The organism is Paraburkholderia steynii, from assembly GCF_900100565.1.
Lineage (GTDB): Bacteria > Pseudomonadota > Gammaproteobacteria > Burkholderiales > Burkholderiaceae > Paraburkholderia > Paraburkholderia terrae.
Genome location: NZ_FNDI01000032.1, coordinates 1 through 23,929, shown reverse-complemented (window position 1 = coordinate 23,929; position 23,929 = coordinate 1). Strand labels below are relative to the sequence as shown.

The following is a 23,929-nucleotide window of genomic DNA, read 5'->3' as shown; positions in this document are numbered from 1 at the left end:
AACAGCGCCGCATTCAAACAATAAAGACAATGCCGGCCTCCTCGAGGAGGCCGCAGGGACCCTCGGAGGGAGACGTCAATGCAATTCGATGCCGAATTGCTTCTGCTCGCCATGGCGCCGATCTTTCTCGCGTGCATCGGCTGGGAGGCGTGGCGCGCGCAGCGCACGCAGCCCGAAGCGCGCATGTACAGCTGGCGCGACACGTTGTGCAATACCGCGCTCGCGCTGATGCACCAGGGCGCCGACAAGCTTGCGTGGCTGTTCGTCATTCCCGTCTATGCGTATTGCTACGAGCACTACCGCCTGCTCGACTGGCATGCTGGCTGGGTGTCGTTCGTCGTGCTGTTCATCGCGCAGGATCTGCTCTACTACGTGTTTCACCGCTGCAGCCATCGCGTGCGCTGGTTGTGGGCGGCGCATGTCGTGCATCACTCGTCGGAGCGGATGAACTTCTCGACGGCGTTTCGCCAGAGCCTCATGTATCCCGTTGCGGGCATGTGGCTCTTCTGGATTCCGCTCGCGTTTCTCGGCTTTCCGCCGAAGCAGATCGTCGGCGTCGTGCTGATCAATCTGGGGTTTCAGTTCTTCGTGCATACGCAGTCGATCGGCAAGCTCGGCTGGCTCGAATACGTGCTGAACACGCCGTCGATCCATCGCGTGCATCACGCGCGCAATGACCGGTATATCGACCGCAACTATGCGGGCGTGCTGGTGATCTGGGACCGGCTGTTCGGCAGCTATGTCGACGAAGATCCGAACGAGCCGCCCGTGTATGGGATCGTCGAGCCGCTTCATACGTACAACCCGTTGAAGGCGACGTTTCATGAATGGGCTTCGATGGCGCAGGACTTCGTGCAGGTGCGCGGCTTGCGCAACAGGCTGAGCGCGCTGTTCGCGCCGCCCGCGTGGGCCGTGCAGTATCACGCGAGCCTGCGCGGCGGCGAGCTTGCGCCCGATACCGCTGGACACACACAACAGAACAACAACGCGGCCGTCTAGAGGCTGCGATAACCAGGGAAGGCTTTGCAGGTTCGTCGCCGCGTCCAGACGACGCCTGCATCAAATGGCTCACGAGACACCAGACTCAGGCCAGATACATACGAGGAGATAAGGACCTTATGAAGCAAGCATCAAACAACACGGGCGTCGTGCGCTACGCGCGCATCGCCGTCGCCTGCGCGGCATTCGCCATGCTCGTCGCATGCGGCGGCGGCAGTGACAACAACAATAACAACAACGCGAGCGCCACGCCTGCGGGCGGGGTCAAACTGCAGGTGGTGTCGTTCGGGGACAGTCTGTCGGATGTCGGCACATATTCGCCCGTGATCACATCGAGCTTCGGCGGCGGACGCTTCACGACGAACCCCGGTGAAGTGTGGACGCAGAAAGTCGCCGAGTACTACGGCGATACGTTGACGCCGGCTTACCTGGGCGGCTTCGGCAAGCCGCTCGCGGCAAATGGCGGCTTCGGCTACGCACAGGGCGGCTCGGATGTGTCGCGCGTGGACGGTAATGGCTTCGCGCCTAACAGCCAGGCAGCCACGACATGGCCGGTGACGCAGCAGGTTCAGCAATACCTGACCGATCACGGCAGCTTCAATTCGAATCAGCTCGTGCTGATCAATGGCGGCGCCAACGATATCCTGCAGAACCTGTCCGCAATGCTGACGTCGATCTCGACGCAGGTCGCGGCCAATCCGACTCAGGCTTCGCAAATCGTGCAGTCGGTCGCGGCGAGCACCGTCGGCCCGATGGCGCAGACGCTCGCGACGCAGATCGGCACGATCCTCGCGAAGGGCGCGACGCATGTGGTCGTGATGGACGTGCCCGATATCGGCAAGACGCCACTGGCTGCGCAGCTTGCCACGCAGTTGGGGTCGACGCAGATTCCTTCGATTGTTTCCGGCATAGTCGCGACTTATAACGGCGTGCTGCAGCAGGCGCTTGCCGTTGGCGGCCTGTCGACCAAGGTGGTCTTTGTGTCGACCAGCGGCTGGCTCACGCCGCTGCTCGCCAATCCGTCGGCACAAGGGTTCAGCAATACGACGGGCACGGCCTGCAACATCACGCAGATGGCCGCAAACGCAACGGCTTACGCGACGGCGAACCCTTCTGTGCTGGTCGGCGGCATGACGGCTGCGCAGTATGGCCAGCAATTCGCGTCGTCGCTGTTCTGCTCGCCGAACACGTTGACGGTCGCGGGCGCGGACCAGTCGTATGTGTTCGCCGACACGATCCACCCGACGACGCACGCGCATGCCGCGTTTGCGACGTACGTCGAAGGGAAGATCGCGGCGACGGGTCTGGGCAAGTAAACGGTATCCGGCGGGGTTGCCCCGCCGCTGTCGGCTTCGCTCGATGTGAAAAAAGCCCGGCTCTCACGAGCCGGGCTTTTTGATTGGGTACGTCTGCTTTTGCGATTGCGTTTTTGATCGCGCGGCATGCGTGCCGCGCGTAGCCGAACGTCAGGCGTCGTGCGCCTCGAACGCCGCAGCCGCGCGTCCCAGCCGGTCGTTGACGGCGATCCACTCGATCGTATCCGGCAACTTCTCGATCAATATCCGCGTTACATTCGCGCGATCCAGCGCACGCAGCAAGCCATACAGATCGCGCGCATACAGATGCGGATCTTCCGGCGCGGCGACAAAATGCACGCCCTCCGCTTCTGCCCAGCGCCCTGCGCGCGAAACACGCGCAACCAGTGCAACGCGTTCGCCGGGCGCGCGCGCGGCCAGCAACGGCTCGAGCACATCGAACGGCAGCAACGCGAGCGGCGTGCGCGGCGCATAGTGCGCCTTCAACGTACCCGACGCACGCGGCGCGCTGGCGTCCGAGCCGTCGGGCAGACGGGGCATTTCGCCGAGCACGTCGGCGATGTCTTGCGGCGTCACATGTCCCGGCCGCAGCAGCGCCGGAAAGCCGCGCGACAGATCGACGATCGTCGATTCGATGCCCACGTCCGACGATCCGCCGTCGAGCACGTGAATCGCCTCGCCGAATTCCTCGCGCACATGCTGCGCCGTAGTCGGACTGACGTGACCGAAGCGATTCGCCGACGGCGCTGCCACGCCGCCATGTCCATTGCGCAACGCGCTGAAGGCCGTCAGCAGCGCCTGCGCAACAGGATGCGACGGACAACGCAATCCAACCGAATCCTGACCGCCGCTTACTGCCGCCGGAATATGCGCGGCTCGTTTGAGAATCAACGTCAGCGGACCGGGCCAGAACGCGTCGATCAGACGCTGCGCATCGGACGGCAGTTGTTCGACCCAATAATTCGGATCGCCGCCCGGCGCCAGATGCACGATCACTGGGTGATTGGCCGGCCTGCCCTTCGCCGCATAAATGCGCGCGACAGCATCAGGACTTTCGGCATCGCCGCCCAGCCCGTAGACGGTCTCCGTGGGAAACGCGACGAGTTGCCCTGCATCGAGCAGCGCCGCAGCACGCGCGATCTCGTCGGCGCCGACGCTCGACGTCACGTCGGCAGGTTTCGTTTGATCCGGCATAAAGGCTCGTGCTCAGCTCGTCGGGATATGCAACAGGCGCGCGCAATCGCGTGCGGCCGCGCGCGCGTGTTCGAGCGTCGCGGCCGTGAAGTTCACGTGGCCCATCTTGCGGCCGGGACGCGCGTCTTCCTTCCCGTATAGATGCAGACGCGCTTCCGGCATCGCAGCCACTTCGTGCCACGGCGGCGTAACGGCGGCGCTGGGCCGCTCGCCCTTCCCGTTGACCGGGAACCACACGTCGCCGAGGATGTTCAGCATCACGGCGGGCGAATGCTGGCGCGTGTCGCCGAGCGGCATGCCCGTCATTGCGCGCACTTGCTGTTCGAACTGGCTCGTCGCGCAGGCGTCGACCGTGTAATGGCCGGAGTTGTGCGGACGCGGCGCCATTTCGTTCGCGACCAGCGTGCCGTCTTCGAGAATGAAGAACTCGACGCACAGCACACCGACATAGCCGAGCTTGTCCGCGATCTGCAGCGCGGCCTGCTGTGCCTGCTCGACGAGCGTCGCGCTCGCGTCAGGCGCGGGCACGATGGTATGCGACAGCACGCCGTTGCGATGCGTGTTCTGCGCGAGCGGATACACGGTCGAGCAACCCGTCGCGCCGCGCGCGATCAGCGCCGACACTTCGAACTTCAACGGCAAACGCTTTTCGAGCACGCACGGCACGCCGCCCAGCGACGCATGCGCCGCGCGCACTTCGGCTGCGTTGCCGACCCGCACCTGCCCCTTGCCGTCGTAGCCCATGCGCGCTGTCTTCAGAATGCCGGGCAGCACGGCTTCGAGCGCGGCATCTTTGAGCGCAGCGAGCGCATCCGATGATTCGATCACGACATGCGGCGCCACGGGCACACCCGACGAAGCGATGAAGCGCTTCTCCGCAATGCGATCCTGCGCAACGGCGACGCAGCGCCCTGCCGGGCTGACGAACGTGGTGCGCGCAAGGAAATCGAGGCTCGCGGCCGGCACGTTCTCGAACTCGGTCGACACCGCCGCGCACAGCCGCGCGAGTTCGGTGAGGGCCGCTTCGTCGTCGTAGGCGGCACGCAGATGGCGATCCGCGACGGCGCCCGCCGGACTGGTCTCGTCCGGATCGAGCACGGCGACGCGATAGCCCATTGCCTGCGCGGCGAAGCAGAACATGCGGCCAAGCTGGCCGCCACCGACCATGCCAAGCCATGCGCCGGGCAGAATCGGTGATACCGGAGTGTTGTCTGGATTCATCTTGGTGGTCGGTCGCGGCCGATGTGGGGATCGGCCGGGTGAAACATTGAACTGCGACATTGGAGTACGACGTTGCAGTGCGACGCTGGACTACAACGTCTGACTGCTACGCGTTACAGCGGCGGCAGCGTCATCGCGTGCGCTGCCTGGTTCTGGCGCACGCGGAACGCGGCGAGCTTCTCCGCATATTCCGGCGACGTGCCGGAGAGTAGCGACACCGCGAACAACGCAGCATTCGCGGCACCTGCTTCGCCAACCGCGAACGTCGCGACGGGCACGCCCTTCGGCATCTGCACGATCGAATGCAGCGAATCGACGCCCTTCAGATACTTGCTCGCGACGGGCACGCCCAGCACGGGCACGGTCGTCTTCGCCGCGAGCATGCCCGGCAAATGCGCCGCGCCGCCCGCGCCCGCGATGATTGCGCGGATGCCGCGTTCGCGCGCGCTTTCAGCATAGGCGAACATTTCGTCCGGCATGCGGTGCGCGGACACGACCTTCGCTTCATACGGCACGCCGAATTCCTGCAGGATCGCGACCGCGTTCTTCATGACGTCCCAGTCGGAACTGGAACCCATCAGCACGCCGACGAGCGGCGCGCTGTGCGTGTGTGCTGTCTGAACTTCACTCATCTTGCCTGTTTTCCGTATGCGTGGCGCTCAGGCCAGTTTCTGACCCGTCAAGCGCTCGAGCGCTTCCTGATACTTCTCGGCCGTCTTCGTGACGACTTCGTCCGGCAGCTTCGGCGCGGGCGGCTCTTTCTTCCACGGCTGCGTTTCGAGCCAGTCGCGCACGAACTGCTTGTCGAACGACGGCGGGTTCGTTCCCACCTGGTACTGGTCCGCTGGCCAGAAGCGCGACGAATCCGCCGTGAGCGCTTCGTCCATCAGGTACAGCTGGCCCTTGTCGTCCAGACCGAATTCGAACTTCGTGTCGGCGATGATGATGCCGCGCGTGGCCGCGTAGTCGGCCGCTTCCTTGTACAGGCGGATCGAGATGTCGCGGATCGTCGCCGACAGTTCGGTGCCGATGCGGCGCTCCATCTCTTCATACGTGATGTTTTCGTCGTGATGGCCCATCTCGGCCTTCGCTGCCGGCGTAAAGATCGGCTCGGGCAGCTTTTGCGCGTTCTGCAGGCCTTCCGGCAGCTGCACGCCACACACGGAACCCGTCGCCTGATAGTCCTTCCAGCCGCTGCCCGCCAGATAACCGCGCACCACCGCTTCGACGAGAATCGGCTCGAGGCGCTTGACCACGACTGCGCGGCCCTTCACCTGCTCGACCTCGTCGGGCGCGACAACCGTTTCCGGCGCGACGCCCGTCAAATGATTCGGCACGACGTGTGCGAGCTTGTCGAACCAGAAATTGGCCATCTGGTTCAGCACGCGACCCTTACTCGGAATCGGCTCGCCCATGATGACGTCGAACGCGGACAGACGGTCCGTCGTGACGATCAGCAGTTGGTCGTTGCCCACCGCGTAGTTGTCGCGGACCTTGCCGCGGCCGAGCAGCGGCAGCGAGCGGAGCGTGGATTCGTAGAGGGTAGACATCGTCGTGATTCACAAAAATGGGGCAAAAACTGCCCGAAACAAAAGGGAAACGCCGTTCCCCTGATCATGCGGGAACGGCGATCTGACGACAACCTGGCCAGATGGCCAGCTGCGTACTACTCAAACAATACGCAAACAGCGAACAAACGGGCGCCAGACAGGCATCCAAGCGCGCCCGCCCGCCGCTTAGCGAACGACTTGCGCGAGCTCGCCCGCCTTGTACTTCTCAGCGATCTTTTCCAGCGAGACCGGCTTGATCTTCGATGCCTGGCCTTCGCAGCCGAACGCCAGATAACGGTCCACGCACACCTTCTTCGCGGCTTCGCGAGCCGGCTTCAGGTAGTCGCGCGGATCGAACTTCGAACGATTTTCCGCCATGTACCGGCGGATCGCGCCCGTGATGGCAAGACGCAGATCGGTGTCGATGTTGACCTTGCGCACGCCGTACTTGATGCCTTCCTGGATTTCCTCGACGGGCACGCCGTAGGTTTCCTTCATGTCGCCGCCGAATTCGCGGATCTCGGCGAGCAGTTCCTGCGGCACCGACGACGAACCGTGCATCACCAGGTGCGTGTTCGGAATGCGCTGGTGAATTTCCTTGATGCGTTGAATGGACAGGATATCGCCCGTCGGCTTCTTCGAGAACTTGTATGCGCCGTGCGACGTGCCGATCGCAATCGCCAGTGCGTCGCATTGCGTGAGCTTCACGAAGTCGGCGGCCTGCTCGACGTCCGTCAGCAGTTGCTCGCGCGTCATCGTGCCTTCCGCGCCGTGGCCGTCTTCCTTGTCGCCCTTCATCGTTTCCAGCGAACCGAGCACGCCTAGTTCCGCTTCAACTGTCACGCCGATCGAATGCGCCGCTTCAACGACCTTGCGCGACACATCGACGTTGTACTCGTACGACGCCACCGTCTTGCCGTCGGCTTCGAGCGAGCCGTCCATCATCACGCTCGTGAAACCGCTGCGGATCGCGGCCATGCAGACTGCCGGCGACTGGCCGTGGTCCTGGTGCATCACGACGGGAATGTGCGGATACGACTCCACAGCCGCTTCGATCAGATGACGCAGGAACGGCTCGCCCGAGTACTTACGCGCGCCCGCCGACGCCTGCATGATCACGGGCGCATTGACCTGATCCGCCGCCGCCATGATGGCCTGCACCTGCTCCAGATTGTTTACGTTGAATGCCGGAAGGCCATAACCGTGTTCGGCGGCATGGTCCAGCAGTTGACGCATTGATACGAGAGGCATTGATTACTCCATAGATTGAAACGAAATCTGTGCCGACGGCATCTATTTATGCAATTTCGTGCAATTTTATCGCGAAGCAGACCGTGTCCCGAGCGCACTCTCCCAAACTGGGTGCGCCGCCTCTTTCGGGGACACGGCACTCTGCTTCACGTGTGCCGTTCAGCCGTGCCGTTTCCGGCTTGCCGGGGTTGCGTGCCTTAACTCGCTCTGACGGCGGTTTATGGCTGGCTCATTAAACGCCGATCAGACCGGCTCGCCGACGCGCACGATCTTCAGCGTGTTCGTGCCGCCCGCCTGGCCCATCGGCTCGCCAACCGTCAGCACGACCATGTCGCCGCGCGCCGCGTAGCCCTTGCCGACCACCACTTCGAGCGCCTGGGCAAGCGCGATGTCGCGGTCGCTGCTGGTGTCGAGCTGCAGCGACGTCACGTTGCGGTAGATCGCCATGGCGCGCTCGCTGCCCGTACGCGGCGTGAGCGCGAAAATCGGCACATGCGTCCAGTGACGCGACATCCACAGTGCCGTCGAGCCCGATTCAGTCAGCGCGACGATCGCCTTTGCACCCAGGTGGTAAGCGGTGAACAGCGCGCCCATCGCGATGGACTGGTCGATACGCGTGAACGTGCGGTCGAGGAAATCCTTGTCCAGTTCGACATGCTCGGACTTCTCGGCTTCGACGCAGATGGCAGCCATCGTTTCGATGGTCTGCACCGGGTACTTGCCCGCCGCCGATTCCGCCGACAGCATCACGGCATCCGTGCCGTCCAGCACCGCGTTCGCGACGTCCGACACTTCGGCGCGCGTCGGCACGGGCGCGTGGATCATCGACTCCATCATCTGCGTGGCCGTGATGACGAACTTGTTGGCGTCGCGCGCCATCTTGATCATGCGCTTTTGCAGCGCGGGCACAGCCGCGTTGCCGACTTCGACGGCGAGGTCGCCGCGCGCGACCATGATGCCGTCCGATGCTTCGAGAATGCCTTGCAGCGCCGGGATTGCCTCGGCGCGCTCGATCTTCGCGATCATCTTCGGCTTGATACCGTACGGCGCGCCCGCGATATTCGCGAGCTGACGCGCCATTTCCATGTCGGTCGCGTTCTTCGGGAACGACACGGCCACGTAATCCGCGCCGAGCGACATCGCCGTGCGGATATCTTCCATGTCCTTCGCGGTCAGCGCCGGCGCCGTCAGGCCGCCGCCCTGGCGATTGATGCCCTTGTTGTTCGACAGGTCGCCGCCGATCTTCACGATAGTGTGAATCTCGGTGCCGATCACGCGCGAGACGTTTAGCACGATCAGGCCGTCGTTGAGCAGCAGCGTGTCGCCGGGTTTCAGGTCGCGCGGCAGATCCTTGTAATCGAGGCCGACGCGGTCGTCGTTACCGAGTTCGCACTCGGCGTCGAGGATGAAGGTGTTGCCGGCAATCAGCGTGGTCTTGCCGTTTTCGAACTTGCCGACACGAATCTTCGGGCCTTGCAGGTCGGCCATGATGCCAACCTCGCGGCCTGCCTGCCGGGCCGCTTCACGTACGAACTCCGCGCGTTGACGATGGTCGTCGGCGGTGCCGTGCGAGAAGTTGAGACGCACCACGTCGGCGCCCGCCTGAATCATCTGCAGCAAGATGTCCTGCGTGCTGGATGCGGGTCCGATGGTTGCGACAATCTTGGTGGCGCGATGCATGAGTCTCCTCGTCTGGATAAGATCGCTGGGATGAACGTTGGGAGTCGGATGCGGAGGCTGCGCAACGACAGATGCTACATGGGGTGGTGCGCCGTTCGTTCCCTTCGAACCTTGAAGGCCCGGCGTCGAATCGTGGGGGACTGCTGCGATATCTGCTGCCCGCGGTGCTTCGTGCGCCGTGGGTCGAGATGCATCGGCTTCGGTGTTTGAGGCGAGAGACACCGTAGCGGTTGAACCTTCTGCCGCGTCTGCCGCGTCTTGTTGCGCGACATCGATCACAGCCAGTTCGGTATTCATGTATTCGGCGACGGCTGCGGTCTGTGCCACTGGCGCGTTGCCGGAAAGTTGCGAGGCCGCCTGTTCGGCGCCCTCGGGTTGCAGCGCTTGTGCGGAGCGCGCTACGCGCTCCCCTGCCGCTGCCGTGCGCGACGCGTTGCGCGTCTTCTGAGGCTTGTTGGGGGAGCGCGTCGCCATTATCAGGCCCGCGATTCCAGCACAGCGACTGCGGGCAGCTTCTTGCCCTCGAGGAACTCGAGGAAAGCGCCACCGCCCGTCGAGATATAGCTCACCTTGTCGTGGATGCCGTACTTGGCGATGGCCGCGAGCGTGTCGCCGCCGCCTGCAATCGAGTATGCCGACGACTTCGCGATGGCTTCCGCGAGCGTCTTCGTGCCATTGCCGAACTGATCGAACTCGAACACGCCGACCGGGCCGTTCCAGACGATCGTGCCAGCCTTTTCGAGCTGCGACGCGAGCGCCTTCGCCGTTTCCGGTCCGATGTCGAGGATCAGGTCGTCGTCCTGGACGTCGGCGACCTGCTTGATTTCGGCCTTGGCCGTCGGCGAGAACTCCTTCGCGGTGACCACGTCCGACGGAATCGGCACCGATGCGCCGCGTGCCTTCGCGGCTTCGATGATGACCTTCGCTTCTTCGACGAGATCCGCTTCGACCAGCGACTTGCCGATCTTCAGACCCGCCGCCAGCATGAACGTGTTCGCGATGCCGCCGCCGACGATCAGCTGATCGACCTTGTCGGCCAGCGACTTCAGAATGGTCAGCTTGGTCGACACCTTCGAGCCCGCAACGATCGCCACCAGCGGACGCTTCGGCGCGCCGAGCGCCTTGCCGAGCGCTTCGAGTTCAGCCGCGAGCAGCGGGCCGGCGCACGCAACGCTCGCGTACTTCGCGATGCCGTGCGTGGTCGCTTCGGCGCGGTGCGACGTGCCGAACGCATCGTTCACGTAGATGTCGCAGAGCTTCGCCATTTTCTGCGCGAGTTCGTCGGAATCCTTCTTTTCGCCCTTGTTCACGCGGCAGTTTTCGAGCAGCACGACCTGGCCCGGCGCGACATTCACGCCGTTCTCGACCCAGTTCTGCACGAGCGGCACGTCGCGGCCGAGCAGTTCGGCCAGACGCTTCGCGACGGGCGCGAGCGAGTCTTCAGGCTTGAAGTCGCCTTCCGTCGGGCGGCCCAGGTGCGACGTGACCATGACGGCCGCGCCCGCGTCCAGCGCGGACTTGATGGCGGGCACGGAAGCACGGATACGGGTGTCTTCGGTGATGTTGCCGGCGTCGTCCTGCGGCACGTTCAGGTCGGCGCGGATGAACACGCGTTTGCCGGATAGTTTGCCTTCGGCGATCAGATCGGAGAGACGCAATACCTGTTTCATGATTGATATGCGAGTTGATTGGAAGGCGGTGCGGACGCTGCGCGAACAGCCAATCGAGAACGGTGCCGGCGGCTTCGCGCGTGTTCCGGGAGACAGCCATTTTAACCGATCGACGGACCGATCTAAGCCCGTCCGAGCGAATCCCAGTATTTGCCGGCTACAGCGGGCGTTGCGCGATATTGCAGCGCAACATCCGCACGTGCGTTCGCTTGCATCCCGTCAAACGTCTCAGAAAATCAACCGCAGCGCCGTGAACACCAGCATCCCGACGACGATCGTGCCGAGCATCGTCCGCCGCCACAGGAACCACGCAAGGCCCGCCAGCGTGCCGTACAGCTCGTGATTCGACAGCGCGATGGACACGCCGCTGTCCGTCACGAGCACGTCCGGCACGACCACAGCCGCGAGCGCCGCCGCGGGCGCGTAACGCAGCATCCGTTGCGCGCGCTCCGGCAGCACCGTGCGCTCACCCCCGATCAGAAACAGCGCGCGTGTCAGCGCTGTGACAAACGTCATCCCGATGATCGCGAGCCAGATCTGCAGCGTGCTCATCGCGTATCTCCTGGATGGCCCTGGCTTCCCGGCGTTCCCGCTCTGTTGCGGATGCGGCGCAGGTCGGCGCGCTCGACCAGCGCGTCGGCGGCGGTGCCCGCGAGGATCGCCGTCACGACTGCGAGCGGCAGCGCGAGGCGATACGGCAGATCGAACGCGACCAGCGCGACGATACCCGCGACGCTCACGGCCGCCAGCGTGGAGCGCGACGAGATCGCCGACACCATCACGGGAATCAGCGCGAGCGTGCCCGCGAGCGAAAGGCCCCAGTTATCGGGAAAGAGACTGGCCAGCAGAATGCCGATGATCGACGAGACCTGCCACGACAGCCAACTCGAGACGGCCATGCCCCAGAAATACGCTTCCTTGCCGGGCACGTAGCCTGGTTTGAAGGCCTTCTTCTGGAACAGCAGATAGATGACGTCGCCGTTGAAATAGCCGACCAGCAGCCGCCGGTACAGCGGCAGATACGAAAAATGCGGTGCGAGACCCGCGCTGAAGATCACGAAGCGCGTGTTGACCATGGCAGCCGTCAGCAGGATCGTCCAGACGGGCAGCTTGGCGAGCATCAGCGGCAGCACGGCCAGTTGCGACGAGCCGGCGTAGACCAGCAGCGACATCGCGAGCGACTGCGGCACGGTCATCACCGACTTGCTCATCGCGATGCCCGTCACGAGGCCCCAGGAGAAGATCGCCATCAGCGTCGGCGAGTAGGCGCGCGCGCCATCACGGAAAGCGCGGCGATCGAGATCGGACAAACGAGCGAGCATGAGGCGAATGCAGCGCGGCGCGATAAGCGCCACGATGACAGGAGGTCAGCGCCAGATCGTGTAGCAGCCGCTGGCGCATCCGGTTAGTTTTCAGCGACCGCCGGATTATAGCGTCCGGGGTGCCCGCAAATGCCCGTTGATTGTGCAAAAGACGCTAAAATATCGCTTTTCGCTGCGTGGCCCGAACGCATCTGTCGTGGTCTCGCCACGCGCCGAACACTGAAAACCGACGCCACAGTCGAACGTCACTAGCGACGTCACGATCGGACGTCAGAATCTGAACCCGCGAACCCGCACCGCCTGGAGAATCGTATGTCAATGGCCGACCGCGACGGCAAGATCTGGATGGATGGCAAGCTCATCGACTGGCGCGACGCCAAGATCCACGTCCTCACCCATACGCTGCACTACGGCATGGGCGTCTTCGAAGGCGTGCGCGCCTACAAGACGGCTGACGGCGGCACGTCGATCTTCCGTCTTCAGGAACACACCAAGCGCCTGCTGAACTCGGCCAAGATCTTCCAGATGGACGTCCCGTTCGACCACGAAACGCTCGCTGCCGCGCAGCGCGAAGTCGTCCGCGAGAACAAGCTGGAGTCCTGCTACCTGCGCCCGATCATCTGGGTCGGCTCGGAAAAACTGGGCGTGTCGGCCAAGGGCAACACCATTCACGTCGCGATCGCCGCATGGCCGTGGGGCGCGTATCTCGGCGAAGATGGCATCAAGAAGGGCATCCGCGTGAAGACGTCGTCGTTCACGCGCCATCACGTGAACGTGTCGATGGTCCGCGCGAAGGCGTCGGGCTGGTACGTCAACTCGATCCTCGCGAACCAGGAAGCCACGGCCGACGGCTACGACGAAGCGCTGCTGCTCGACGTCGACGGCTATGTGTCGGAAGGCTCGGGCGAGAACTTCTTCCTCGTGAACAACGGCAAGCTGTACACGCCGGATCTCTCGTCGTGCCTCGACGGCATCACGCGCGATACGGTCATCACGCTGGCGAAAGATGCGGGCATCGAAGTGATCGAAAAGCGCATCACGCGCGACGAAGTCTATACGTGCGACGAAGCGTTCTTCACGGGCACGGCCGCCGAAGTCACGCCCATCCGCGAACTCGACAACCGCACCATCGGCTCGGGCACGCGCGGCCCGATCACGGAGAAGCTGCAAACGGGCTTCTTCGACATCGTGAACGGCAAGAGCGCGAAGTACGCGCACTGGCTGACGAAGATCTGAATCTGAACGGGCACGTCGCGGCAGGCAGAAAGCCGGGCGCGCCCGCATTGTGCATACAACGAGAAAGTCCCTATGAGCGAAATCAAGGAAATGCCGCTGGTCGAACTGTCGGCGAAAGATCTTCCCGCGTATTGCCCGAACCCGTCGATGCCGCGCTGGAGCAACCATCCGCGCGTCTTTATCGACGTGACGCACGGCGAAGCGCGCTGCCCCTACTGCAGCACGCGCTACAAGCTGCGCGACGGCGAAGTGATCAAAGGTCACTGATCCGCTGCACTGCTTCGACTGCCGCATGGGCTGCGGCGCCGCGCATCGCTCGATGGCGCGGGCGGAAGGCTGAACTTCCCGCCGCGCGCGCCGATATAGCCTGAGCTGCAGTCCACATTCCCTGACAACCCGGCACCGCGCGCCTCGAGCGCGCGGCGCCTTATTTTCGACATCGGAAACTCACCCTGATGCGTCGCGCGTTGGTTATCGCACCGAACTGGATCGGTGACGCATTGATGGCGCAGCCGCTGTTTGCGCGCCTCGTGAAATTGCATCCGCGTATCGCGATCGATGCCGTCGCGCCCAGTTGGGTCGCGCCCGTGCTCGAACGGATGCCGGAAATCCGTGATGTCTACGCGACCGATCTCGCGCACGGCAAGCTGCAGATGCTGCGCCGCTGGCAACTCGCGAGCGACTTGCGCGACGTCGGTTACGACGCGGCTTACGTGCTGCCCAATTCGCTGAAGTCCGCACTGATTCCGTGGATGGCGGGCATTCCGCTGCGCATCGGCTACACGGGCGAAAGCCGCTACGGGCTCTTGAACGTGCGGCACGCGAACCCGCGCAAGGACGAGCGTCCGCCGATGGTCGGCCAATACGCGGCGCTTGCGTACACGCCCGGCGCGAAAGCGCCCGACGAACTTCCGCCGCCCCGGCTCGACGCCGACCTGAACGAAGCGTCGCGCGTGTCGACGCGCTTCAATCTGGACACGCGCGTGCCGCTGCTGGTGTTCTGCCCAGGCGCCGAGTACGGTCCGGCGAAACGCTGGCCGCCCGAGCATTTCGCGGCGCTTGCGCAGATGGTCGGCCAGTCGTTCCCGTACACGAAGATCATCGCGCTCGGCTCGCCGAAAGACGCGCCAATCGCCCAGGCCATCGCCGACCGCGCGCCGAACGTGCGCAACCTGTGCGGCCAGACGGCGCTGGGCGAAGCCTGTGCGCTGATCTCGCGGGCGAGCGCCGTCGTCACCAACGATTCCGGGCTGATGCACGTCGCAGCCGCGCTGCGCCGTCCGCTGGTCGCCGTGTACGGATCGACCGATCCGCGCCACACCCCGCCCTTGTCGGACCTCGCAAAGGTACAATGGCTGCATCTCGAGTGCAGTCCGTGCTTTCAGCGCGAATGTCCGTTGGGCCATCTGAACTGCCTGCGGCAACTGAGCGCCGAACAGGTGTTCGACGATCTACGTGGAATGTTGCTCGCGCAACGCTGAGCGTTGGACCGTCGGATCGTCAAAGCGCCTGCTGCGCTATCCGTCGAGCTTCGCGCGGGGCGCCGTCCCGTGCGCCTGCAGCGTCATGCCCGCGTCTTGAGGCGCGAGCATGCTGGCGGATGGCCTGCTGCACATCACTGACCCGCAACCGCGCGCCTTGCGCGCAAGAGACTGACGAGCCATGCCACGTTTTGCCCACATCTTCGAAGCCGCTGCGGACACGTTGAATGCCTATTACCAGGCAGTCGCGGAGGTCAATATCGACAGTTTGATGGGCTTGTGGATCGACGAGGAATTCGTCAGTTGTATCTGCGCCGATGGCGCGCATCTGCATGGGCTCGACGCGATCCGCTCGGGGCTGACCGTTCAGCTCGAAGCGCAGCCGGTGTCGATCGAACCGCTCGACATCCGCGTTTACGACAGTCTCGGCACCGTTGTCTACGCGATTGCTGAAGCGCATCGGCCCGCCGACCCCGCTGCCATCCCGGCAATGGTCTTCACGACCTACGTGATGGTCCACGAGCGCGGTGAATGGAAGATCGCGCATATTCACGCGAGTGCGATGCCGAACGAAACTGCCTCGCAGTTTGCTGCGAAAATGAGACATGGTCAGGGCGCGCTGCACTGACGCGCCCCGCGAGACCAGCTTGACGGAAGTCCCGGCAAAGACCATGGCTCGGGGCTTCGACTGAATACCGGTGTTGGCATGAGCACGACCCACGACAATAAAGTTTCTTCCAGACCGGCCCTCGATGCAGCCGCGGCTGCGGTTGGGGCTGCCGTGGGCACGTCAGTCGAGGCGACTGTCGACATGCTTTACCGCGCCCCGCTCTGGCTTCCCAACAGCCACATCCAGACCATTGTTCCCGCGCTGTTCGGCCGCCCTCCCGAGGTGACCTACCGGCGCGAGCGCTGGAATACGCCGGACGGCGATTTCATCGATCTCGACTGGCTCGTGCCCGATCCGCTCGCGGCCTCTCCCGCAGCCGCCGATGCGCCGCTGTTCGTGCTGTTTCACGGGCTCGAAGGCAGCTCGGACTCTCACTATTCACGCACCTTGATGGCGAGCGCCCAGATGCGCGGCTGGCATGGCGTCGTACCGCACTTTCGCAGTTGCAGCGGCCCGATGAACCTGTTGCCGCGCTTCTATCACCTCGCCGACAGCAACGAAGTCGACTGGGTGTTGCGGCGGCTGCGCGAGCAGCACCCGGGGCCGATCGTGGCGGCCGGCGTGTCGCTGGGCGGCAACGTGCTGCTGCGCTGGCTCGGCGAGCGCCGCGAGGACGCGTCGATCATCGCGGCGGCGGCGGCGATCTCCGCGCCGCTCGACGTCCACGCGGGCGGCCGCGCGCTGTCGCAAGGCTTCGGGCTGATCTACACACGCAGCTTCCTGAAGACACTCAAGCTGAAGGCACAGCAAAAGCTTGAGCAGTATCCCGGCCTGTACGATCTGAACGACGTGCTCGCCAGCCGCACGATGCATGAGTTCGACGAGGTCGTGACCGCGCCGTTGCACGGCTTTCGGAACGCGGACGACTATTGGACGCGCTCGACCACCCGCCCGCTGCTCCCCGAAATCACCGTGCCGACGCTCGTGCTCAACGCGCGCAACGACCCGTTCCTGCCGGGCGCGGTGTTGCCGTCGCGCAGCGAGGTATCATCGACGGTGGAACTCGATCAACCGGAGCATGGCGGACACGTCGGCTTCATGACGGGCCCCTTCCCCGGCCGGATCGACTGGCTTTCGCGCCGGATCTTCGGCTACCTCGACCCGTTCACGCGACATGGATGACATCGTCAAGCAGGCATTGGCCAAATGGCCGAACGTGCCGCATTGCACAGGCTGGCTGCTGCTCGACCGGCGCGGCAACTGGCGTATGCGCGACGAAGCGGCGCAAGCCGCAGGCGCGCCCGGCGAGCCGATCCGGCATACGGCCCTGCTCGGCTTCATCAACCGCAACTACGAAGCCGATCAGACAGGCCAATGGTTCTTCCAGAACGGACCGCAGCGCGTGTATGTCGAACTCGGCTACACGCCGTTCGTCGTGCGGCTCGCTCGCGATGACGTAAGCGGAAAGCTCTTGCTGACGGATCAGGGTGGCAAGGCGTTCGAACCGGCCGCCGCGTATCTCGATGACGAAGGCGGCATTCTTTTCATCGATCGCTCCACACCCGCGCGTACCGCGGTGCTGCACGATCACGATCTCGATCTCTTCTCCGAGCACACGGATCTTGCGAGCGACGGCCAAAGCGGTGACTTCCGCTGGCGTGACAGTGAGATCTTGAAGCTCGAACCCTTGCGCAAGGCCGAGGTTGAGAAGCGCTTCGGATTCGTCGCAAGTCCTGCAGCGCGTGTCGCTGCGGGCGGCACCTCCTCCTAAGACAACCGCTAGCTGCTGTTCTTCTCGTCCTCGCGCTCTTCCTTATAGCGCGCCTCGAACTCATGCAGTCGCGCGTCGATCGTCGCGAGGTCGTAGTAGCCGACCGATTTGATGTCGCGCGCTTCCTTCAACTGCCGGATCGCCGACGGCCACGCCCCTTCCAGCGCGAACTTCTCGGCGAGCGCGCGATGCTGCGTCAGCGCGTCCCCCGTACCGACGCTCGCCTGCGCGAGATAACGCCACCAGACGGGCTGCTGCGGATCGGCGCGCGTCTCGCGCTGCGCCTGCGCTTGCGCTTCGCCGAAACGGCGTGCGGTAAGCAGCGTCTGCAGACGCATCTCGATGGCCGCGTGCGATTGCGGCCAGCGCTTTTGCGCGATTTCCGCGAGACGCACGGCTTCGTCGTTGCGTCCGGCGCGCCGGGCGATATCGACGGCGAGCACATCGAGGCTCGGCGAACTGCGCGAAGGATCGCCCTCGGCGCGCACGTTGGCGTCGAACGCAGAGCGCGCGGTCGCCAGGGAAGCCGAAGCGTCGTCGTATCGCTCGAGCAGCATCTGCGCGTACGCGATGCCGTACCAGTTGCCCGCCACGTTGAGCGCGGTGCGATCTTCGATCTCGGAGCGCATCCGCGAGATGTCGTCCGCGTATTCGCTGCGCGAGCGGTCCTGCAGCACGCGCGCCCGCGCGCGCACGAACGTGTATTCCGACGACTGGCGCGGCTGCCGATACGGCGTGCGGCGCGCGCGATCGGACATGTCGGCGATACGCTCGCCCGTCAGCGGGTGCGTGCGCGCGTAGGCGGGCGCGCCCGCGTCGCTCATCGACGCGCGATCGAGCCGCTCGAAGAACGACACCATCCCGTATGGGTCGTAACCCGCACCCGCGAGCATCTGGAAGCCGACGCGGTCCGCTTCGTGCTCGGCCGCGCGCGAGAAGCGCAACTGGTTGTCAACGGCATAGGCCTGCCCGCCGATGGCGATCGCGCTGCCCAGATCGCCGCTATGCGCGAGGACGCCCGCCAGCACGCCGAGCAGCATGCCCGCGAGCGCCGCGTAGCCGCTATGCTCGCCCGCCGTGATCATCCGCGCGATGTGCCGTTGCAGCACGTGACCCATTTCGTGCCCGACGACGGACGCGAGCTCCGATTCCGTCTGCGTCGTGACGATCAGCCCGGTGTTCACGCCGATAAAGCCGCCCGGCAGCGAGAAGGCGTTGATCTGCGCGTCGCGCATCGCGAATAGATCGAAGTCCGGACGATAGCCGCCGATGAACTGCGCACTTGCAGCCGCCGCGAGCTTTTCGGAGATCGAGTTCAGATAGTCCCGCACGAGCCAGTCGTCGATATAGTCAGGATCTGCGCGGACTTCGCGCATCACGCGCTCGCCGAGCTTGCGTTCGGCTTGCGGCGTGAGCGAACCGCCCGAGCCGTCGCCGAGATCGGGCAACTGTTGCGTCGACATTGGCGCGCGCAGGCTCGCGTTGCCGCCGGGATTGCCCGAGAAGCGCGACTGCGCGCCGCCGTAGAGGCCGAACACGCCTGGCGCGATGTCGGGCGGCACGGCTGTCGCGCCATACGTGTCGAGCGGCCCGGTGACGAGCGGCAGTTCCGACAGGTTCGACGGCTGCGCGATGATCGCGGGCGGGACGGCGAGCGTGACGGACAACAATGCAGCGAGAAACCGTTTCAGACGCATTGCGGACGATGTGCGAAATCGAAAGCGGCGTAAGGTGCCGGAAGGAATGGGCCTTGTTTTTGATTGTACCGGGTGATGTGGGTGCTTCGGCTTCCTCGTCAGTTCATGGATGGCGGGTTGCCCACAGTCGGGCATCCGCACGCTTTGTGCGCTATCGTGACTCTTCGCCGTCCTGCGCCCGACTGCCCCGCGGCGCTCACGCTGCTATGATAGGCGCCCTCTGTAGGAGCCAACCATGCCCGAACTCACTCATTTCGATGCAGCCGGCCAGGCGCATATGGTCGACGTCGGCGGCAAGGCGGAGACGAAACGCATCGCGATCGCGCGCGGAACGATCCGCATGCTGCCCGCCACGTTCGATCTGATCCGCAAAGGCGAAGCGAAGAAAGGCGACGTGATCGGCATCGCGCGTATCGCCGCGATCCAGGGCGCGAAGCGCACCGCCGATCTGATTCCCTTGTGTCATCCGCTGGCGCTCACCCGCGTTGCGGTCGATTTCGAGCTCGACGAGTCGGGCCCAGCGGTGCATTGCCGCGTGCAGGTCGAGACGCTCGGCAGGACGGGGGTCGAGATGGAAGCGCTGACGGCCGTGCAGGTCGGACTGCTGACGGTCTATGACATGTGCAAGGCAGTCGATCGCGGGATGACCATCACCGATGTGAAGGTGATGGAGAAGCATGGGGGAAAGTCGGGGGATTGGGTGGCGGAGTGAGGATTTGCGGCGCGCTTGCCGCTAGACCTGGCCTCACTCTTCGCTGAATCAGCGGCGCGTCCAACGCGCCGCTTTCGTATTTGACGGCCAACGCATCAATCCTCGTCGTCGCCCTCTTCGTCGTCGTTGTTGATGTCCTTCGGCGGCGTGCCGTACTTCTTCATCAGTTCCGCCTTGAACGCCCCCAGCGTCTTCTGCTGATCGCACAAATCGTACAGATACGCGAGCTGCGAAGGCCAGTCGTGCAGCTCCTCGGCGAAGATCTTCAGACGGTCGACGGTATCGAACGCGCCGTTGGTGTCGCCGCTCAACGCCTGCAACACGGCATAACGGCGCAGCACCGTTTCGCCCGGCAACAGCGCCATTGCCTGGCGATGCATCGCGAGCTTGTGCGGCAGATCCTGGGAGTTCATCGGCAGGAGCGTCGCCATCCCGTACTCGCCCCACGCGCCGAACAGGAACGACGGGTCTTCACGATACTGGTCGAACGGATGCGAGCCGTAATACAGCACTTCGGAGCGCGCATAGTCGCGATAGATCGGATACAGCGCAGCCAGTCCGCCGAACACGATCACAAGGAACGCGCCGAACGACATGCCGCCCGGAATCAGCCGCAGCGGCTTCGTGTCGAGCAGGCCGATCACGAACATCGCCGGCAGCAGGAAGAACATGTACTGCTGCGGATACTCGACGAGCGCATGCATCACCAGCACGCCGATCAGCGCAAGACCGAACACGCGCGCGGCCGTATGCGGCGCGCGCACGACGCGCACGAACCACGCAGCGAGACCGAGCAGCACGATACCCAGTCCGATCAGGCCCGTCTTTGCGAGTAGATCGATGAAGATGTCGTGCGAGTTATTGGCAATCTCGACGCCGCCCAGCGCTTTCGCCAGATCGAACTGATAGCGCGGAAATTCGCCCCAACCAACGCCCAGCAACGGATGCGTGCGGAACATCGTCCAGCCGTACTTCCACAGCGCGAGACGCGGCGCGATCTGGCTCGAATCCTTCATGCGCTCGGCAGCCGACTGGGCCAGACCGAGATCGTAGTGAACGTTCGCCCAGCGGATCGCCGCATTCACCGCGAAAAACAACACGGCAAGCACGACGGGAATCAGCCACTCGCGATTGCTACGACGGCGCGAAGGATTGCGGCGCTGCTCGGCAAACGCCATCCAGAAACCGGCGACGACGATCACGCCCATCTGCAGCCAAGGTCCGCGGGACACCGTCAACGCCAGGCCGCCCGAAAAAATCGCCGTGACGAGCAGCCAGATGAGCACGTTGATACGCCGCGTCTGCACGAGGTACATCGCGCCTGCCGTTGCGAACGCGATGTACGTCGCGAGGTGATTGGCCTGCGCCATGTTGCCGAACGGACGGCGCTCGGTCATCACGCTGTAGGCGACCACGAGTGGAGTCACCTTCACCTCGAGGTGAAACAGCTGGATCGTCTGGCAGAACACGGCAAAGAGGCCGCCCACGACCAGCGCGAACGCCGCCACCGTGAACGCGTTCTCCGCCAGATTCGCCCTGCTGAAACCGAAGCCGGCGTGTGTCGCCATGAATGCGGCGAGCAGGAAGCCGGCGCCGAGCCAGTTCATCGACGGTTGCGCGACGGGCAGCACGAGCGACTGCGCGACCAGCACGAGGCCGAACCCCAGCGGCACCAGCGCGACGACGGGCGAAGCGAACGCGACGCGCGGCCGTGCCGTCGACACCAGAAACGCGATGCCCGCGCCCAGCAGCAGATAGAGCGACAGCGCCGTAAACTCGGCGTAGAAGGTCGGAATCGGATACGTGTGGTTGACGACTGCATACGGCAGGATCAACGCACACGCCAATAGGAACAGTGAAAGATAGCGTGCGAAAGGGTTGGGCATGAGTAACCGGGGACGTCAGCAACCGGCGCACTATACAAAAAAATCCTTACGCTGTGCGCCGGCTCGGCGGAAATAACCCGGAATCCGGCCGTGGCATGGACACTTTTGCCACGGCCTTTGATGCGGGTTCGGTTTATACCGGGCTCATGCCGGGCTCACGCCCGACTTACGTCGCGAATCTCCCACGTTCGCTCAGCTGCGGCACTCGGGCGGCGCGAGATTCGACGGCAGCGTCGGCGCATCGGCGGGCAACGGACCGGCTCCCGGAGCCGGCAGCGACGAGGCAGCCTTGCCGCCCGCGAAGCATTCCCATGTGATGGTCCCCTTCTGCGCCGCGCCTTTCGTCAGCGCGACGCGGGCTGTGGGCGTGTCGGCGCTGTCGGGCGCAGACGGCACGAACACGATCGTGTTCGCGCCTTCGTCCGAGACGCGCGCCGTGAACGCGACGGTGATCTGGCCCGTGTCGTCATCGATATGGATCGACTGCACGTTGCGTGTGGCGGGCGGCGACGCGTAGCCGCTGCCGAATGCATTGCCGCTGCCGGCGTTCTCACCGACGGTCAACTGCGCCGCCGACGCCAGCGACAACCCCTCGCCGACGCGGCTTCGCGCGAGATAGTCCTGATACGCGGGAATCGCATACGCGGCGATCACGCCGACGATGGCCAGCACGATCATCAGCTCGATCAGCGTGAAGCCCCACCAACGCCTGACGCTAGCAAGCGGGACAGGCCATGTGCGCGGCGAGTGGGCGCGCATCCAGGGCGCACAAAACGTGGACAACGAAGCAACGGCAACGATAGCGGTCATCAGCAGACTCCTCAAAACGAAAGCGCCTGCCCCGGGGAATCAGGACAGGCGCTTCGATCGTAGCGAGCCGCGAATCGCGCCGGCAGTCGGCCGAATGGCTAATGGTGCGCGGGCGGATGCATCGGTAGAGTGAGTGCGGTCAATGCGTTCCCGGCGGCGTGTCGCCGGCGATGCGGTGGGCGTTGCGCCGCTTCATCGCATAACCAAGGATCACGACGAACAGCGCGCAAGCGATGCTCATGCCGTACTCGGCAACCGGCGTATCGAGCACGGGCCAACGGTCGCCCGCCGGGTCGTTGATGATGAGGCCGCCCGCGATCCAGCCGAGCAGCGCGCCGCCCAGCGTAATGACGAAGGGGTAACGGTCCAGCAGCTTCAGCACGAGCTGGCTGCCCCAGACGATCAGCGGAATGCTGACGATCAACCCGAACACGACGAGGGCGATGCGGTGATGCGGCTCGGCGGCCTCGGCGGCGCCGGCAATCGCGATCACGTTGTCGAGGCTCATCACGGCGTCGGCCACGATGATCGTCTTGATGGCCGCGACCAACTTGTCGGCGGGTTTGACATTCGCGTGCGCGTCGGGCGCGGGTGCCAGCAGGCGCACGCCGATCCACAGCAGCAGCATGCCGCCCGCGAATTTGAGCAACGGCACGTCGAGCAGCGCGACGGCGAACGCGATCAGCGCCACGCGCAGCAGAATGGCGCCCAGTGTGCCCCACAGCACGCCCTTGGTGCGCTGCGCGGGTGGCAGGTTGCGGCAGGCGAGCGCGATCACGACAGCGTTGTCGCCACCCAGCAGGATGTCGATGACGATGATCTGGAAGACGGCGCCCCAATGGAGCGTGGTGAGGAATTCGAGCATGGAAAGCAGGATAGAAGGTAGCGAAAGCGAACGGCAACAAAAAAGCGAGGCAGCAATTGCTCGCTCCCTCGCTTGTCGTCGCGTCTTACGAAAGGCCTTCGTAAGAGTATCAAAAAACGTCAGCAATAGCCGACGTTTCTTGAGCTTATCGCAACACTTCTTACAGCATCGCCTTCAGAAGACGCGCCATTTCCGACGGGTTCTTCGTGACCTTGATACCGCAGGCGTCCATGATTTCCAGCTTCGCGTCGGCCGTATCCGCACCACCCGAGATCAGCGCGCCGGCGTGGCCCATGCGCTTGCCCGGAGGCGCCGTGACGCCAGCGATGAAGCCAACCACCGGCTTCTTCATGTTGTCCTTGATCCAGTAAGCAGCGTTCGCTTCGTCCGGGCCACCGATTTCGCCGATCATGATCACGGCGTCCGTGTCGGGATCGTCGTTGAACATCTTCATCACGTCGATGTGCTTCAGACCGTTGATCGGGTCGCCGCCGATACCGACTGCCGACGACTGGCCGAGGCCGATCGCGGTCAGCTGGCCAACTGCTTCATACGTCAGCGTGCCCGAACGCGACACGACGCCGATGCGGCCCTTGCGGTGGATGTGACCCGGCATGATGCCGATCTTCAGTTCGTCCGGCGTGATCGTGCCCGGGCA

General features: G+C 64.3%; 22 protein-coding genes and 1 pseudogene. 9 read left to right on the top strand and 14 right to left on the bottom strand.

Going from position 1 to position 23,929, the window contains the following annotated elements:
• Positions 1-78: 78 nt before the first annotated feature.
• Both BLT65_RS37945 and BLT65_RS37940 read left to right on the top strand, forming a co-directional pair.
• The gene (locus BLT65_RS37945; RefSeq protein WP_091788155.1) at positions 79-999 is read left to right on the top strand and encodes a sterol desaturase family protein; all 921 of its coding nucleotides are present in this window, start codon (positions 79-81) and stop codon (positions 997-999) included.
• 119 nt (positions 1,000-1,118) lie between these two features.
• The gene (locus BLT65_RS37940; protein WP_091788152.1) at positions 1,119-2,315 is read left to right on the top strand and encodes an SGNH/GDSL hydrolase family protein; all 1,197 of its coding nucleotides are present in this window, start codon (positions 1,119-1,121) and stop codon (positions 2,313-2,315) included.
• Positions 2,316-2,465: 150 nt separating this feature from the next.
• Here BLT65_RS37940 and BLT65_RS37935 read toward each other — a convergent pair whose 3' ends face one another.
• The 9 genes from BLT65_RS37935 to BLT65_RS37895 form a co-directional block, all read right to left on the bottom strand.
• On the bottom strand, positions 2,466-3,509 hold the full coding sequence (locus tag BLT65_RS37935) for an L-threonylcarbamoyladenylate synthase (protein WP_091788149.1): 1,044 nt from the start codon (positions 3,507-3,509) through the stop codon (positions 2,466-2,468).
• Positions 3,510-3,521: 12 nt separating this feature from the next.
• On the bottom strand, positions 3,522-4,730 hold the full coding sequence (locus tag BLT65_RS37930) for a 5-(carboxyamino)imidazole ribonucleotide synthase (RefSeq protein ID WP_091788145.1): 1,209 nt from the start codon (positions 4,728-4,730) through the stop codon (positions 3,522-3,524).
• A gap of 113 nt (positions 4,731-4,843) precedes the next feature.
• Positions 4,844-5,362 carry a 5-(carboxyamino)imidazole ribonucleotide mutase gene (purE, locus tag BLT65_RS37925; protein WP_042311006.1) on the bottom strand — a complete coding sequence of 173 codons (519 nt, stop codon included), beginning with the start codon at positions 5,360-5,362 and terminating at the stop codon, positions 4,844-4,846.
• A gap of 27 nt (positions 5,363-5,389) precedes the next feature.
• On the bottom strand, positions 5,390-6,280 hold the full coding sequence (locus tag BLT65_RS37920) for a phosphoribosylaminoimidazolesuccinocarboxamide synthase (protein ID WP_042311008.1): 891 nt from the start codon (positions 6,278-6,280) through the stop codon (positions 5,390-5,392).
• 186 nt (positions 6,281-6,466) lie between these two features.
• The gene (gene fba / locus BLT65_RS37915; RefSeq protein WP_042311011.1) at positions 6,467-7,531 is read right to left on the bottom strand and encodes a class II fructose-bisphosphate aldolase; all 1,065 of its coding nucleotides are present in this window, start codon (positions 7,529-7,531) and stop codon (positions 6,467-6,469) included.
• Between the two features lie 243 nt (positions 7,532-7,774).
• Positions 7,775-9,211, bottom strand: coding sequence for a pyruvate kinase (gene pyk / locus BLT65_RS37910; protein ID WP_091788282.1), 1,437 nt, complete (start codon positions 9,209-9,211; stop codon positions 7,775-7,777).
• Between the two features lie 476 nt (positions 9,212-9,687).
• Positions 9,688-10,881, bottom strand: coding sequence for a phosphoglycerate kinase (locus tag BLT65_RS37905; RefSeq protein WP_007742613.1), 1,194 nt, complete (start codon positions 10,879-10,881; stop codon positions 9,688-9,690).
• Between the two features lie 228 nt (positions 10,882-11,109).
• Positions 11,110-11,433 carry an AzlD domain-containing protein gene (locus BLT65_RS37900; protein ID WP_035986440.1) on the bottom strand — a complete coding sequence of 108 codons (324 nt, stop codon included), beginning with the start codon at positions 11,431-11,433 and terminating at the stop codon, positions 11,110-11,112.
• Positions 11,430-12,203, bottom strand: coding sequence for an AzlC family ABC transporter permease (locus tag BLT65_RS37895; RefSeq protein ID WP_042311079.1), 774 nt, complete (start codon positions 12,201-12,203; stop codon positions 11,430-11,432). Before BLT65_RS37895 ends, BLT65_RS37900 begins: the two co-directional genes overlap by 4 nt.
• A gap of 312 nt (positions 12,204-12,515) precedes the next feature.
• Here BLT65_RS37895 and BLT65_RS37890 point away from each other — a divergent pair, with 312 nt between their 5' ends.
• From BLT65_RS37890 to BLT65_RS37865, 6 genes are all read left to right on the top strand, one after another.
• Positions 12,516-13,439, top strand: coding sequence for a branched-chain amino acid transaminase (locus BLT65_RS37890; RefSeq protein ID WP_042311017.1), 924 nt, complete (start codon positions 12,516-12,518; stop codon positions 13,437-13,439).
• Between the two features lie 72 nt (positions 13,440-13,511).
• Entirely contained in the window at positions 13,512-13,706 is a 195-nt protein-coding gene (locus BLT65_RS37885) for a zinc-finger domain-containing protein (RefSeq protein WP_007590092.1), read from the top strand.
• A 188-nt stretch (positions 13,707-13,894) separates the two neighbouring features.
• Entirely contained in the window at positions 13,895-14,920 is a 1,026-nt protein-coding gene (waaF, locus tag BLT65_RS37880) for a lipopolysaccharide heptosyltransferase II (protein ID WP_042311019.1), read from the top strand.
• A 181-nt stretch (positions 14,921-15,101) separates the two neighbouring features.
• Positions 15,102-15,548 (top strand): nuclear transport factor 2 family protein, encoded by a 447-nt coding sequence (locus BLT65_RS37875; protein WP_091788142.1) that lies wholly within the window; start codon positions 15,102-15,104, stop codon positions 15,546-15,548.
• 78 nt (positions 15,549-15,626) lie between these two features.
• On the top strand, positions 15,627-16,712 hold the full coding sequence (locus BLT65_RS37870; RefSeq protein WP_229512564.1) for a hydrolase: 1,086 nt from the start codon (positions 15,627-15,629) through the stop codon (positions 16,710-16,712).
• On the top strand, positions 16,705-17,301 hold the full coding sequence (locus BLT65_RS37865) for a DUF2946 family protein (protein ID WP_091788136.1): 597 nt from the start codon (positions 16,705-16,707) through the stop codon (positions 17,299-17,301). Before BLT65_RS37870 ends, BLT65_RS37865 begins: the two co-directional genes overlap by 8 nt.
• A gap of 8 nt (positions 17,302-17,309) precedes the next feature.
• On the opposite strand, the gene BLT65_RS37860 is transcribed toward BLT65_RS37865, so the two are convergent.
• The gene (locus BLT65_RS37860; protein WP_091788133.1) at positions 17,310-18,998 is read right to left on the bottom strand and encodes a M48 family metalloprotease; all 1,689 of its coding nucleotides are present in this window, start codon (positions 18,996-18,998) and stop codon (positions 17,310-17,312) included.
• A gap of 235 nt (positions 18,999-19,233) precedes the next feature.
• On the opposite strand from BLT65_RS37860, the gene moaC reads away from it, so the two are divergent.
• The gene (moaC, locus tag BLT65_RS37855) at positions 19,234-19,710 is read left to right on the top strand and encodes a cyclic pyranopterin monophosphate synthase MoaC (protein ID WP_042311030.1); all 477 of its coding nucleotides are present in this window, start codon (positions 19,234-19,236) and stop codon (positions 19,708-19,710) included.
• Between the two features lie 95 nt (positions 19,711-19,805).
• Here moaC and BLT65_RS37850 read toward each other — a convergent pair whose 3' ends face one another.
• The 4 genes and pseudogenes from BLT65_RS37850 to BLT65_RS37835 all read right to left on the bottom strand — a co-directional run.
• Positions 19,806-21,596 carry a PglL family O-oligosaccharyltransferase gene (locus BLT65_RS37850; protein ID WP_091788130.1) on the bottom strand — a complete coding sequence of 597 codons (1,791 nt, stop codon included), beginning with the start codon at positions 21,594-21,596 and terminating at the stop codon, positions 19,806-19,808.
• A 192-nt stretch (positions 21,597-21,788) separates the two neighbouring features.
• Entirely contained in the window at positions 21,789-22,406 is a 618-nt protein-coding gene (locus BLT65_RS37845) for a pilin (RefSeq protein WP_091788127.1), read from the bottom strand.
• Between the two features lie 139 nt (positions 22,407-22,545).
• Positions 22,546-23,271: a TerC family protein gene (locus BLT65_RS37840; RefSeq protein WP_091788124.1), complete on the bottom strand. Its 726-nt coding sequence runs from the start codon at positions 23,269-23,271 to the stop codon at positions 22,546-22,548.
• Positions 23,272-23,431: 160 nt separating this feature from the next.
• Positions 23,432-23,929, bottom strand: a pseudogene (locus BLT65_RS37835) (succinate--CoA ligase subunit alpha); the annotation flags it as partial.